This window comes from Parafrankia sp. FMc2 (assembly GCF_041008525.1).
Taxonomy (GTDB): Bacteria; Actinomycetota; Actinomycetes; order Frankiales; family Frankiaceae; genus Parafrankia.
On sequence record NZ_JBFLUG010000003.1, the window covers coordinates 114,707 to 127,925 of the forward strand.

A 13,219-nucleotide genomic window follows, 5' to 3' on the forward strand; every position below is an offset into this window, starting at 1 on the left:
CCTGTTCGGCTAGATCCGAGAGGATGGGTCGGTGACCACTCCGAGCATCACCGAGTTGACCTCCGTCGTCCTGGAGGTCGAACGACACGTCGCCGAGCTGGGGTGGGACCAGCCCAGTCAGGTGTACGCGCTGGCAGACACCTCCGAGCTGCTCATGCGCGAACCTGGCCTGGCCCCCCATATCGGCGACGCCCCACCAGGTTCCCTAACGCCGGTGGAGCAGGAACCGCTCCCGGCCGGGCGGCTCGACGAAGTTCTGGCTGGCATCGGCTGGCCCCCCGAGGTCCTCGGCTGCGTCCTTGTCACCGAACTCGTCGTCCTGCCGCCAAGCGCCGAGGCCGAGGTCCCCTACGACGAGCGCGACATCGAGCACTGGGCCGCCAACCATCCCGAGCGGCAGGACGTCCGGCTCGCGGTCGGGGTCACCCGGGCCGGCATGCACGCATCCTGCCTGCGGGTGCGCGGTGACGACGAGCTGGTCATCGACCCTGACCTCGCCGACAACCTGGTCGACGGGCTGCTGGAGACCTTCCGGTGAACCCCCGGGCCGGGGCCCGGGTGCCTGCTCTGCGCGGCCTGGTGCCGTGACCGGCAGGGTTCCCCGCCCCGGCCGTCACGGCACTCGCGCGGTGACCGGCTAGCGCGCGTCGGCGGAGCAGGTGGGCACCGCGGTCGAGGCGGGATCCCTGCGCAGGGTCTCCAGCGCCTCGAGAGCACCTGACAGGCCCGTCACCTCGACGAGCCGCAGGTCGGTCTCCATCCGGACGGCATCGACGCAGTTCCCCTCGGGCACCAGGAACACCGAGGCGCCCGCCTGCTCGGCCCCGAGGATCTTCTGCTGGATCCCACCAATGGGCCCGACCTTACCGGCGATGTCGATGGTCCCGGTACCGGCGATCGTCCTCCCGCCGGTGAGCTCACCCGGGGTGAGCAGGTCGACGATGCCCAGCGTGAACATCAGGCCCGCGCTCGGGCCGCCGATGTCGGAGATCCGAATCCGGACGGTGAACGGGTAGGACCGCTTCTCGGTGGTGGTGACACCGATCATGGGGCGACTGTCGTCGTCCGGGGCGGGTCTCGTCGTGATCCTCGCGGTGGCAGGCCGGTTGTCACGGCGGTAGGCGACCTCGACGACATCGCCGGGCTTCGCCGCGCCGACCCGCTCCCGCAGCCCGGCCTGGTCGGTGATCTTTGCCCCGCCGACCGCGGTGATGACGTCACCGGACCGCAGCTGCCCGGCGGCCGGCGAGCCGGCCGGCACCTCGTGCACGACGACCTCCGTGCCCGTCGGTTCGATGCCGAGCTCACCGAGTGCGGCGGCAGTCGCCTGGTCCTGGGAATCGATCATTGCCTGGGTGTTCTCCTGCCGGATCTCCTCCTGACTGGATCCCGGCGGGCGCACCAGCTCGCTCGGGACGACGGCCCGGTCGGAGGACACCCAGTCCCCGAGCGCGCCGAGCAGGTTGAGGCGCGGCGTCTCCTCGACGGTCGTCAGATCGAGGCTGCCCGAGGTCGGGTAGGTCTGCCGGCCGTCGATCTCGATCAGCGGCGCCCCGTCGACCTTGCCGAGCGTGTCGGTGACCGGGCCCGGGGCGAACGTCACATAGGGCACCGGCAGCCACAGACCGACGACGGCGAGGATCAGCGTCAGCACCGACGCAACGAGGAGTGTCTGCGCGCGGCGGCCCATGCCCGCAGTCTACGTAGATCGCCGCCGGGCGCTCGTCCGAGCGCGTTCCGACGCCCGGGGGCCCCGCCGGCGGAGCCCCTCCGCGCAGCGGGGCTCCGCCGGCAGGCCCCCCTCATGCGGGTGGGGCGGTGGCCCGCGTCGATCGCGCGGTGCCAACGCCCCACCGGGCGTGACTGGTGTGACGGGGTGTTCAGTGGTCTCCGGCCGCGTCGCCTTCGGTCGAGGCCGCGGCGACGGCCTCGGCCGCCTGGGCATCCCCGGGACGTGCGGCCGGAACCGGGACGAGGGCGGGCAGGGTCGTCACTGATGGTGAAATCGGGGGGGTGGAGATCTCGTGGCCGGCTGAGATGGGGCGGGCGAGGGCAGCCATACTGCGGCGGTAACCCTCGACAGTGATCATGGCTTCGGAGGTGCGGTCAGGGCGACTGCGCAGCGTGAACCAGGCCAGAGCCAGGAGCATCGCGGCAGGTGGGATCAGCAGGAACCACATGGCGGCCTCGACGTCGAGACGGGGGAAGGAAGATGACCTACATCTATCCTAGGTGCCCCACTCAGCAGGCGCCTACCCATTCCGACGAGCCATCTACGAATGCCTGACGCTTCCAGATCGGGACCTGTTCCTTCACATCGTCTATGAGACGCCGGCAGGCGTTCAGGGCCTCCGCCCGGTGCGCGGCACCTGCCGCCACGATGACGGCGATGTCACCAATCGCCAGTCGCCCGGTGCGGTGCACCACCGCGATCGCGCGAACGCCCAGCTCAGCGGCCACCTCCTCGGCGACCCGGGCAAGCTCGCGCGCCGCGTGGGGATGCGCGCTGTACTCCAGGTCGTCGACCGACCGCCCGTGGTCATGGTCCCGAACCGTGCCGATGAACAGCCCGATTCCACCCACCTCCGGCAACCGGACGGCAGCCAGACATTCATCCACGGACAGCGCGCTTTCCCGCATCTGCGCGAGAACCACGACACCGGGTGACACGCCGTCGACAACAGGCGCTCGATCCGAGAAGGTCACATCCACCCCCCGACGGTAACGCCCGGCCGACTCCGTTTCACCAGTCGGCCGGAAAACGCACTACCGTGGGTTCATGTCCCTACGGAACGACCACAGGCCCCAGCGATGAGCGGCGGCTTCCCCTTCGGCTTCGGCCCCACGCCGGGTGGTGACCCGAACCGTCCCCCCGGCGGCGGGGCACCGTTCTTCGCCGAGCTCGAGCGCCTGCTGTCGTGGCAGGGTGGGCCGGTCAACTGGGAGCTCGCCCGCCAGGTCGCGGTACGGACGCTCGGCAGCGACGACCGCGCGGTGAGCCCGGCCGAGGCGGGCGAGGTGGAGAACGCGCTGCGGATCGCGGACGTCTGGCTCGACCCGCTCACGGTGCTGCCCGCCGGGGCCACCACGGCCGCCGCCTGGTCGCGTGAACAGTGGATCGAAGCCACCCTGCCGGTCTGGCGGACGCTGTGCGACCCCGTCGCGAGCAAGGTCGTCGAGGCCATGCGCACCGGGATCTCCTCCGGCCTCAGCCAGCTCGGCGGCGGCGACCTGCCGCCCGAGCTCGCGGGGGCACTGCCGCCCGGCGTCGACCTCGGCCGGCTGATGGGTGCCGGCGGGCCGGTCATGCAGATGATGAACCAGGTCGGCGGAATGCTCTTCGGCGCGCAGGTGGGACAGGCCATCGGCGGCCTGGCCTCCGAGGTTGTCAGCTCCACCGAGGTCGGCCTGCCGCTCGGCCCGCTGGGCACCGCCGCTCTGCTCCCGGCGAACGTGGCCGCCTTCGGGCAGGGCCTGGGCGTCACCGACGAGGAGGTCCGCATCTACCTCGCGCTGCGCGAGGCGGCGTCGAACCGGCTCTACGCGCACGTCCCCTGGCTACGGGCGCACGTGCTCGGCGCGGTCGAGGAGTACGCCCGCGGGATCGCCGTCGATCCCGAGGCGGTCGGCCGGGTGATGCGGATGATCGACCCCAGCGCGCTGATGAACCCGGAACGGCTCACCGAGGCCCTCGGTGAGGACGTCTTCGCCGACGCCGACACTCCCGAGCAGAAGGCGGCGCTGGCCCGGCTGGAGCTCATCCTGGCGCTGATCGAGGGCTGGGTGGACCACGTTGCGGACACCGCGGCGCGCGAGCATCTGCCGTCCTCGGCGAAGCTGCGGGAGATGGTGCGCCGGCGGCGCGCGGAAGGTGGCCCGGGCGAGCAGATCTTCGCGACGCTCGTCGGCCTCTCCCTGCGCCCGCGCCGCCTGCGTGAGGCCGCGGCACTGTGGGAGGCGCTGTACGACGCCCGCGGCCATGAGGGGCGGGACGCTCTGTGGGCCCACCCCGACCTGCTGCCGGGTGCGGACGACCTCGCGGACCCGGGTGCCTTCGTCACCGGCGCCGGGGCGGGCGCGGATGTGGACATCATCGCCGAAATCGAGAAACTCGACGGCGCGTCGCCGGGAGATGAAACACCCCCCAGTTCGGACGGTCCGAGTTCCTGACCAGTCGCCTGCCACGGTCGACGCGGCTACGCGGCTACGCGGGGCACAAGAGGCCACACGAATTGACCGGCACGGCGATTCGGTCGTAGCTTGACCACGCGGGCCCCCGGCATGCGAGGAGCCTCCGGAAGGGGAAGCCGGAGGCTCCACGTTCGCCCGGGGGCTCGTCCTTACGTGGCCTCCGGGGCTGCCTCCCAGCTCACGGCGCCGCTCCGCACTCCCGACGGGGATATGCCCTGCTGGTGAGGGTTGCTCCCGTGTGCCGCCTGGCCTTCTCCCAGCGGGTGAGCCGCTCCGATCACGTGGTCGCCTGGTGGCCGCGTCGGTCCTGACAGCACGGCTCGCTGGTCAGCGGCGCCCGGCGTCTCGCTGCCCCGGCGCGTCGGCGCGTCAGTGGACCATGCGGGGGGCCGGTGCGCCCGGCCCCCCGACGCCGACGCACAGCCAGCGAAATCCGTGGGTGAAACTCAAACCTTCCGATCATGCGAGATAGATCGCTTTTCTCCACCCGGATAGTCCCGATAAACGGTGATGATTCGGGCGCTCTCCACCGGGGCGTTCACGCGAATCCGTCTTGTCCACAGGGCCCGCCGACAGGCGCTGGCGCATTCCGATCTCATGTCATGGTGGACCGGTCTTCATCACCCGCCGGCCGGTCTGGCCGGCAGACGCGAGGGAGGATCCCGTGCGCCCGGTCCTCAAGCCCGGTCTCCGCCGGCTCTGGCGGAGCAGCACCACCCTGCAGATCGGCGTCGACCCACTGCGCGCGGTGATCCTCGCCGGTCTCGGTCCGGCCCATCTCTCCGCGCTCGACGCGCTGGAGCCTCCCGGCCCCGACCTCGACGCCTGCGGGCAGGCTCGCAGCCCGGCCACCCGCACGATGATCGAGCTCCTGGCGCAGGCCGGGCTGCTCGACGACGACACCGACTCCGGCCAGTCCGCCAGCGGCGAGCTCGACCAGAACCGCTTCGCCCCCGATGTGGCCGCGCTCTCGCTCGCGAGCTTCGGTGTGCGGCTGCCCCGGTCGGTGATGCTGCGCCGGCGCCGGGCCCGGGTGGCCCTGCGCGGCGCCGGGCGGATCGGGGCACAGATCGCGACTCTCCTGGTGGCTGCCGGCGTGGGTCAGGTGATCGTCGACGATCCCGGGGCCACCTCGGCCGCGGACCTCGCGCCCGGCGGCCTCGGGCTCGACGACGTGGGCCAGCCGCGTTCGGTCGCCGTGCACGCGGCGCTGGGCCGGGTCGGCGGCCGGCGTGACCCACCAGGCCGCCTTCCCCCCGGCCGGGCACCACGCGCACAGCACCCGGAGCCGCTGCGCCCCGACCTGCTCCTCCTCGCCCCGGTCGGCATCCCGCTGATCCACCCGGACGAGTGCCTCACGCTGGAGCGATCCGGTGTCCCGCACCTGCTCGCGGGTGTCCGCGAGACCACCGGCATCATCGGCCCGCTGGTCGTGCCGGCGGTCAGCGCCTGCCTGCACTGCCAGCACCTGCACCGCGACGCCCGCGACCCCGACTGGCCGATCCTCGCGATGCAGATGATCCGCCCCTCCGGCCGCGGCGCCGACCCGTGCGAGATCTCCCTGGCCACCCTCGTCGCGGCGATCGCCTGCATGCAGGCCCTGGACTTCCTTGACGCCACCCCGCCCACACCGGACGACCCGGAACCCCGCCTGCCGCCGACCGCCGACGGCGCCCTGGAGATCTCCCGGTCCGACCTGCGCATCCGCCGCCGCAGCTGGCTGCTGCACCCCGAATGCCCCTGCCGCACGGCACGGTCCGCCGCCACCACCTCACCAGCGACGGGCATGCCCTCACCGACCGGTTTCCGGGTGCCCACCCAGGGCCAGTCGATCACTACGGGGAGCGTCAGTTGAGGACGTGTATCGCAAGGGCGCCCCACTCCCGGCGATGGAGGGGGCACGATGGAGCGGTGTCCGACATCCCGCGGCGGGCAGTCGTCCGCACCGCCAAGCTCGCGACCCTCCCCATCGGCATGGCAGGCCGGGCGACTCTCGGCGTCGGCAAGCGCCTCGGCGGCCGGCCCGCCGAAGCCGTGGCCACCGAGCTGCAGCAGCGCACCGCCGCTCAGGTCTTCCGGGTTCTCGGCGAGCTCAAGGGCGGCGCCATGAAGCTGGGGCAGGCGATGTCCGTCTTCGAGGCAGCGCTGCCCGACGAGGTCGCCGGCCCCTACCGGGCCGCCCTGACGAAACTCCAGGAGGCGGCGCCTCCGCTCCCCGCGGCCACAGTGCACAAGGTGCTCGCCGACGAACTCGGCCCGGGCTGGCGGGCCCTGTTCGCCAGCTTCGATGACACGCCCGCCGCCGCGGCCAGCATCGGGCAGGTGCACCGCGCGGTCTGGGCCGACGGCAGGCAGGTCGCCGTCAAGATCCAGTATCCGGGCGCCGGCCCCGCGCTGCTGGCCGACCTCAACCAGCTTGGCCGGGCCGCCCGGCTGTTCGGGGCGCTGACTCCGGGGCTCGACATCAAGCCCCTGGTCGCCGAGCTCAAGGCCCGCATCACCGAGGAGCTCGACTACCGGCTGGAGGCCGCCTGGCAGCAGGCGTTCGCCCGGGCGTACGCCAACGACCCGGACATCTGTGTGCCCATGCCGATCGCCGGGGCCGATCGGGTGATCGTCAGCGAGTGGATCGACGGTGTACCCCTGTCCACCGTGATCGCGCGTGGCACCCAGGAGGAGCGGGACCGGGCCGGGCTGCTCCTGGTCCGGTTCCTCTACTCCTGCCCGGGGCGGGCCGGGCTGCTCCACGCCGACCCGCATCCGGGGAACTTCCGCCTGCTGCCCGACGGCCGGCTCGGGGTCCTCGACTTCGGGGCCGTCAACCGGCTCCCCGGCGGGCTGCCCGAGCCGATCGGCCGGCTCGCCCGCCTCACCCTCGCCGGCGACGCCGAGGCGGTGGCGGACGGGCTGCGGGCCGAGGGCTTCATCCCGGCCGGCGCCGACATTCCGGCGGACGATCTGCTGGACTACCTGGCCCCGATGCTCGCGCCGATCGCCGCGGACGAGTTCACCTTCTCCCGCGAATGGCTGCGCGGCGAGGCGCTCCGGCTCGGCGACTGGCGGTCCGCGGCGGCGCAGCTCGGCCGCCAGCTGAACCTGCCGCCGTCCTACCTGCTGATTCACCGGGTGACGCTCGGCGCCATCGGCATCCTGTGCCAGCTGGGCAGCTCAGGACCGTTCCGGGCCGAGATGGAGCGCTGGCAGCCCGGCTTCGCCGCGCCCCGCACTGCCGCGGCCCGGCATGCCGCATCGGCGAACCGGCCCGGTCGCCGCCTGCCGAAGCTCGACGTCGAGGACGACGCGGGGGTCGTCCGCGCCCGGCAGGGCCCGGTGGTCCTCGCACCGGCGCAGCGCTCCAGCCGGTCACGGAGCCGGATCCGCCCACCGGAGCAGGCCGGGCCCGCCGAGCCGAGCCGCCCGTCCCGGCGACCCGCGCCCACCAGCAAACCGAAAGCCGACCAGGACTGACCCGGGCTGAGCCAGGCTGAGCAGGCCGGGCTGGCCAGACGTCCCGGAACCAGGCCTACGCCCGCCCCGGCCGGGTCAGGAGCCGGCCGGCTGCGGCGGCAGCAGGTCCGCCGCCGACTCGTCCCGCTCCAGCTCGCCGTCCGGGGCTGCCCTGGTGGGCGGCTCCGCCGCGGCGGGAACGTCCAGGTAGATGAACCCGTAGCCCTCGTCGCGAAACCGCAGGCCCTGCTCGCGCAGGACGGCGTCCCAGTCGCCCCGGCAGTCCGGATCGGCTGTCTCGAAGCCGTGGTCGGCGGTCAGCAGTATGGCGGTGGAGTCCGTGAGCCCGCGACGGTCCACCAGGTCCAGGAAGACACCCAGCCGGCGGTCGGCGTCCGCCAGTGCCGCCCGTGCCTCGGGTGAGAAGGCCCCGCCGCCGTGGTGGCCGGTGTCGGTGATGGTGGTGTTCCACCAGGTCAGCGCCGGTGGTTCCTGCCCTTCGGACCACAGGTCGACGACCTGGTTGAGCCCCAGCGCGTCCACCCGCGTCGACCAGGAGTAGTCCCGGTCGGCAGCCACCCAGTCGGGACTGGCGTGCGGGTCGTCCTGCGCGGAGGGCAGGTAGTCGTCCATCCGGCCGCCGCCCGCACCGCCCGCCTCCCCGGAGTCGCTGCCCTCGGCGGCGCCACTGGTGACGCCGAGGGCCCGGACGAGGCCGAACGTCGAGTAGTCCGCACCGCGGTCGATCGGTTCGTTCACGCAGGCTGTCGTGGCTCCGGGGCGCGAGGACGCGACCGCCTCGAACACGGTGAGCACCCCGTCCCGAAGCTGGTCGCAGGCGGCGTGCCAGGAGGCGGCATCGTTGGTGACCACCTGGCGGCCGGTGGCGCGGTCGAAGTAGACGTTGTGCAGGATTCCGTGCCGGCCCGGGCCGAGACCGGTGAGGGCCGAGGTGTGGTTCGTCAGGGTGACGCTCGGGAACTCCGCGACGGCACCGCCGGTGAGCGCCACCCCGCGGGCAAGCAGGCGGGCGACGTTCGGCAGCTCCCCACGGGACGCCAGGTCGAGCAGGTCGTTGCAGTTCGTCCCGTCCCAGAGCAGCCCGACCACGTGGCGAGCCCCGGGCTCGGCGAGGTCGGCGAGCGGGGCTCCCTCCGCGCGGGGCATCTCCGCACCGGCGAGCATCGCCAGCGTCGGGCCGATGTCGACCACCCGGGCGGCCCTCGCCAGCAGGCCACGGGCGGTGACTCCCGCCCCGGAGAGGATCAGCGGCGCGCGGGACTGACCGGCGTCCAGCGAGCCGTGCTCGCCCAGATGACCCCCGCGTTCGGGCCAGTAGTGACGCGGCGTGTGGACGACGACGACGTCGGGGGAACGGGTCGGATCGGCGAAGACGGACAGCAGCCGCCGCCCGGCGAACGGATAGGAGTTGCGGGCCGAGGGCGGCGACGGGTCTGCGAGCGCCGCCGCCAGCGGGACGCCGTGCATCGGGTCCTGGACCGCCACCGGGTCGCGCCCGCGCACGACCTCCCATGCCCCGTCCGGGTCACCGGTCGGCAGGCGGGACGCGCCGTCGGCGTTCGCCACGTGCAGCCAGCCGTCCTCGATCCAGGCGACGAGGTCGACCACCTGAGCGAGGTCGGAACCGGTGAGGACCGCCACCGCCCGTGTCAGCGCGGCAGACACCCCGGCGGCAGACACCGCGCCGGCAGGCACCCCGACGGCACGGGCCTGCGTGTCGGCCGGGGCCTGCGCGGCAGGAGTCTCAGCGCCGGAGGCCTCAAGGACATGACCGGTACCGGCGACAACCCTGCCGTCACCCGTCCGGACCGGATACACACGATCACTGCTGGGCACGCTCGCACCCTACCGGCGCCGACCGCACCGCCAGGAGAAGCACATACCAACGTGGTGCGGCGGGACGTCGAAGACTCGACGTCCCGCCGTGGTACCGGCAGCCAGCGCGCAGGGCCGCGGCCGTCAGGCCGCGACCTCCTTGCGGGGCCGGCCGCGGGGCCGCTTGCGCGGGACGACGCGGCCCGTCACGACAAGCTCGCCACCCCAGACTCCCCAGGGCTCGGCCCGATCGATCGCGGCGGCCAGGCAGGCCAGCCGCACCGGGCAGGCGACGCAGACGGACTTGGCGGACTCGACGTCCGCCGGGGATTCGGCAAAGAACAGCTCGGGGTCCACGTCCCAGCAGGGCAGGACGAGACGCTCCCGCTCGATCCTGGAATCGATCGAGGGGTCGAACACCGGGGTCACCTCCGACACTGGCGGTTTCTTCGGTTCGGTTGCGGTCCTGCGTCCATCGACGACGGTCAAGATCACACCTCGGGTGATGGCCGGCACTGATGCGCCAGGAGAAACAAAAAGGCCGCGGATCCCTGTCGGGACCGCGGCCTTGGATGTCACTCCGAGTCGGCGTTATGCCAGGAGCGGATCCGGGACGGGGCCCGACAGGTGGAACAGACGCGTGGTGCGTGCGCCTGTGCGGATGCCGGTCGTCTGCTCATGCGTCAGGTGCTCGTGCGCCGTGGGCGCCGCCGGGACGGCGGAGCCGCAGCCGGCAACGCGTGCTTGGGCGGACCCGGCGACAGCGAGCGCCCTGCGGGCATCGCCCAGGGCATCTGCCTGCAGGGCGGCCCTCGGCGCGTTGGCACCACGCGGCAACGAGACGTCGGCGGGGAGCGAGCGCATGCGCACGAAGGCCACCATGAGGTACCTCATCGTGGTGACCTCCCTCGCGAGCCGTAGGTGCGGACCGCATCCGGCCCGCGAGCGCGATGATCGCGCTCCGGTGTTCACGGACAACGGTAGGAGCCGGCGCCCACGCTGACAACCTATTTTTCGCGTGATCATCCAGACACGTGCAGCCACAGGCACGATCGAGCCATCCCCGGCGTGTCACCGTCCGCGACGGATCTGCTTCCGGTGCTCGGGCGCGGTGCCGTCAGGGCAGGTGCGGCACGCTCAGCCGGTGGGCCCCGGTGGCCGCGGGCTGCCGGCGACCAGCGCGAGGACGTCCTCTCCATACCGGTCGAGCTTGACCTGGCCGATGCCGGGCAGTGCCACGAGCTCGGCGACGGTGGCGGGACGCCGTTCGGCGACGAGGCGCAGCGTCGCGTCGGTGAGGACGACGAAGGCGGGCTGGCCCTGTGCCTTCGCCCGCTGTGCCCGCCAGGCGCACAGCCGCTCGAACAGTGCCGTGTCGACCTGCCCCGGGCAGTCATCGCACCGGCCGATCCGGGCCCGGGCGCCCGCGAGCGCGCGCCCACAGGCCCGGCAGGTGACGCTCTGCCGCCCCCGCCCACGGGCCTGCCCGCGGTCCGCGCCGCCGGTGGACCGGGCGGCGGCGTCCCGGCCACCGGGCGAGCCACCCGCGTCGGGTCCACCGGCGGGTCCGGACGTCCGGACCGCGGACCTGCGCAGGTCGTCGAGGAACCGCGACGGCCGCCGGGAGCGGCGTGTGCCCTCGGCCCGGGCCAGTGCCCACGACAGCGTGAGGTGGACGCGTGCGCGGGTGACCCCGACGTAGAGCAACCGCCGTTCCTCGGCCAGTTGCTCGTCGGTCTGCGCGTGGACGATCGGCAGGGTCCCGTCGACGAGCCCGACCAGGAAGACCGCGTCCCATTCCAGGCCCTTGGCCGCGTGCAGCGAGGCAAGCGTGACGCCCTGCACGGTCGGGGTGTGCTGGTGCACGGCGCGCTCGGCCAGTTCGGTGACGAAGGTGGCCAGGCTTGCTTCGGGCTGGTCGGTCTCGAGGTCGACGGCGAGGCGGTGCAGCGCGGCCAGGTTCTCCCACCGCTCACGGTCCGCGCCCGGGCCCGCCGGGGCCTGACCCGCTCGCCAGCCGACGGCGCCGAGGGCGTCCGCGACGGCGTCGGCGAGCCCGCCGGGACGGTCCGGTTCCGCCGAACGGACCGCCGCGCGCAGCATCCGCACCGCCGCGGTGACCTCGGGCCGCTCGAAGAACTTCTCCCCGCCACGCAGAAGGTAGGGGATGTCCGCCCGGCCGAGCGCGGTCTCGTACGCCTCGGACTGCGCGTTGATCCGGTACAGCACCGCGATCTGACTGGCGGGGACGCCGGCGGCCAGCAGAGCGCGGATACGCCGGGCGACCCCCGCTGCCTCCTCGGGCTCGCTGTCGGCCTCCAGCCAGGCAGGCGCTGGGCCCGGGGGGCGCATGGCGACCAGCCGCCCGGCCCGACCAGCCCGCCCGACCTGACCCGTCTGGCCCGTCTGGCCCGCCCGGGCACCGCCCGGCGCGGTCGCACCGTCGAGCAGACCGTTGGCCAGGGCGACCACCTGCGGAGTGGACCGGTAGTCGCGGACGAGCCGGACGACCGTGGCGGTCGGGAACCGCTGTGGGAATCCGACCAGGTACCGGGCGCTCGCCCCGGTGAAGGAGTAGATGGTCTGGTGCTCGTCCCCGACGACGCACAGGCTGTCCCGGTCGCCGAGCCAGGCATCGAGAACGCGCTGCTGGAGCGGGTTCACATCCTGGTACTCGTCGACGACGAAGTGCCGGTAGCGGGCCCGCAGCTCGGTCGCGACCCAGCTGTGCTCCTCGATGACGGCCGCGGTGAGCAGCAGCAGGTCGTCGAAGTCGAGGACGCCCGCCTCACTCTTGGCGTCCTCGTAGGCCTCGTAGAGCCGGGCGACGAGGTCGGGGGCCAGCGAGGTCTCCCGCCCGTGCTCGGCGGCGGCGCCGGGGTAGTCCGCAGGGGTGACCATCGTCGACTTCGCCCACTCCACCTCGGAGGCGAGGTCACGCAACTCGGCCCGGTCCGGACGGATCTGCAGGCGGGCCGCCGCCCGCACGAGCAGGGGTATCCGGCTCTTCTCCAGCCTCGGCAGCGCCACGCCGGCCACCTGCGGCCAGAAGTAGCCGAGCTGACGCAGCGCGGCGGCGTGGAACGTCCGGGCCTGGACGCCTTCCACCTCCATCGACCGCAGCCGCCCGCGCAGCTCACTGGCGGCCCGGTTGGTGAAGGTGACGGCCAGGACCTGGCCGGCGCCGACGCCCCGTTCCGTCACCATGTGCGCGATCCGGTGCGTGATGGCCCTGGTCTTGCCCGTGCCGGCGCCTGCGAGGATGCAGACCGGGCCCACCGGGGCCAGGACTGCGGCGAGCTGCTCGGGGTCAAGACCCTCACTCGGTGCCAGGACAGCTCCGCGCTCCGCGGCTGCGGCTGCGGCTTGCATCGACTCCGCGGCCCCGGCGGGCATCGGCTCCACCGCCGCCTCCTGCTCCGCTGCGGGCGGCCGGCGGCGCGCGGCGGACGTCGCCTGGCGGTTCCCGCGAGTACCTGGTCCGGACATCATGCGACACGGTAGTCGGGGCACCTCCCGACACGCGGGACCGGGAAGCGAAGACGCCACATCGGGGTTATGCACCTCGCCACCCACCGGCACAACCACCGGCACAACCACTGACACCACCAACCGGACCGGACCTCCCGGGCGAGGCCCCGCCAGACCGGGCGATCCGGCCTACCATCACCAAACGCGCCGGCGGTGCCGGCATCGCCGATGAAGACCACACCGCGCTACCGGTCGCCGTCCCCGGACGGGTCGC

11 protein-coding genes are annotated in these 13,219 nt (G+C 73.3%); 4 read left to right on the plus strand and 7 right to left on the minus strand.

All coding sequences use genetic code 11. From position 1 onward, the window contains the following. Positions 1–31: 31 nt before the first annotated feature. Positions 32–538, plus strand: coding sequence for a PPA1309 family protein (locus AB1460_RS02410; RefSeq protein ID WP_071089294.1), 507 nt, complete (start codon positions 32–34; stop codon positions 536–538). 99 nt (positions 539–637) lie between these two features. Here AB1460_RS02410 and AB1460_RS02415 read toward each other — a convergent pair whose 3' ends face one another. From AB1460_RS02415 to AB1460_RS02425, 3 genes are all read right to left on the minus strand, one after another. Then, positions 638–1,690 (minus strand): PDZ domain-containing protein, encoded by a 1,053-nt coding sequence (locus AB1460_RS02415; protein WP_368958882.1) that lies wholly within the window; start codon positions 1,688–1,690, stop codon positions 638–640. A gap of 190 nt (positions 1,691–1,880) precedes the next feature. Beyond that, positions 1,881–2,180: a hypothetical protein gene (locus AB1460_RS02420; protein WP_368958883.1), complete on the minus strand. Its 300-nt coding sequence runs from the start codon at positions 2,178–2,180 to the stop codon at positions 1,881–1,883. Between the two features lie 61 nt (positions 2,181–2,241). Next, complete coding sequence (locus tag AB1460_RS02425; RefSeq protein WP_368958884.1) at positions 2,242–2,712, minus strand: molybdenum cofactor biosynthesis protein MoaE; 471 nt, start codon at positions 2,710–2,712, stop codon at positions 2,242–2,244. A 99-nt stretch (positions 2,713–2,811) separates the two neighbouring features. Here AB1460_RS02425 and AB1460_RS02430 point away from each other — a divergent pair, with 99 nt between their 5' ends. The 3 genes from AB1460_RS02430 to AB1460_RS02440 all read left to right on the plus strand — a co-directional run bounded on the left by AB1460_RS02430 (position 2,812) and on the right by AB1460_RS02440 (position 7,659). Further along, the gene (locus AB1460_RS02430) at positions 2,812–4,170 is read left to right on the plus strand and encodes a zinc-dependent metalloprotease (RefSeq protein WP_368958885.1); all 1,359 of its coding nucleotides are present in this window, start codon (positions 2,812–2,814) and stop codon (positions 4,168–4,170) included. A 685-nt stretch (positions 4,171–4,855) separates the two neighbouring features. Next, a complete protein-coding gene (locus AB1460_RS02435; RefSeq protein WP_368958886.1) occupies positions 4,856–6,046 on the plus strand; it encodes a ThiF family adenylyltransferase in 1,191 nt (396 codons plus the stop codon). Between the two features lie 56 nt (positions 6,047–6,102). Next, complete coding sequence (locus AB1460_RS02440) at positions 6,103–7,659, plus strand: ABC1 kinase family protein (RefSeq protein WP_368958887.1); 1,557 nt, start codon at positions 6,103–6,105, stop codon at positions 7,657–7,659. A 75-nt stretch (positions 7,660–7,734) separates the two neighbouring features. On the opposite strand, the gene AB1460_RS02445 is transcribed toward AB1460_RS02440, so the two are convergent. From AB1460_RS02445 to AB1460_RS02460, 4 genes are all read right to left on the minus strand, one after another. Then, positions 7,735–9,495: an alkaline phosphatase family protein gene (locus AB1460_RS02445; RefSeq protein ID WP_368958888.1), complete on the minus strand. Its 1,761-nt coding sequence runs from the start codon at positions 9,493–9,495 to the stop codon at positions 7,735–7,737. 123 nt (positions 9,496–9,618) lie between these two features. After that, on the minus strand, positions 9,619–9,912 hold the full coding sequence (locus AB1460_RS02450) for a WhiB family transcriptional regulator (protein ID WP_018634512.1): 294 nt from the start codon (positions 9,910–9,912) through the stop codon (positions 9,619–9,621). Between the two features lie 153 nt (positions 9,913–10,065). Continuing rightward, a complete protein-coding gene (locus AB1460_RS02455; RefSeq protein WP_368958889.1) occupies positions 10,066–10,368 on the minus strand; it encodes a hypothetical protein in 303 nt (100 codons plus the stop codon). A 243-nt stretch (positions 10,369–10,611) separates the two neighbouring features. Then, a complete protein-coding gene (locus AB1460_RS02460; protein WP_420497171.1) occupies positions 10,612–12,963 on the minus strand; it encodes an ATP-dependent DNA helicase UvrD2 in 2,352 nt (783 codons plus the stop codon). Between the last annotated feature and the right edge of the window lie 256 nt (positions 12,964–13,219).

Coding starts and splice junctions, on each gene's coding strand:
- AB1460_RS02415 (WP_368958882.1), bottom strand. CDS start 1,690: ATGGGCCGCCGCGCGCAGACACTCCTCGTTGCGTCGGTGCTGACGCTG.
- AB1460_RS02420 (WP_368958883.1), bottom strand. CDS start 2,180: ATGTGGTTCCTGCTGATCCCACCTGCCGCGATGCTCCTGGCTCTGGCC.
- AB1460_RS02430 (WP_368958885.1), top strand. CDS start 2,812: ATGAGCGGCGGCTTCCCCTTCGGCTTCGGCCCCACGCCGGGTGGTGAC.
- AB1460_RS02455 (WP_368958889.1), bottom strand. CDS start 10,368: ATGAGGTACCTCATGGTGGCCTTCGTGCGCATGCGCTCGCTCCCCGCC.
- AB1460_RS02460 (WP_420497171.1), bottom strand. CDS start 12,963: ATGTCCGGACCAGGTACTCGCGGGAACCGCCAGGCGACGTCCGCCGCG.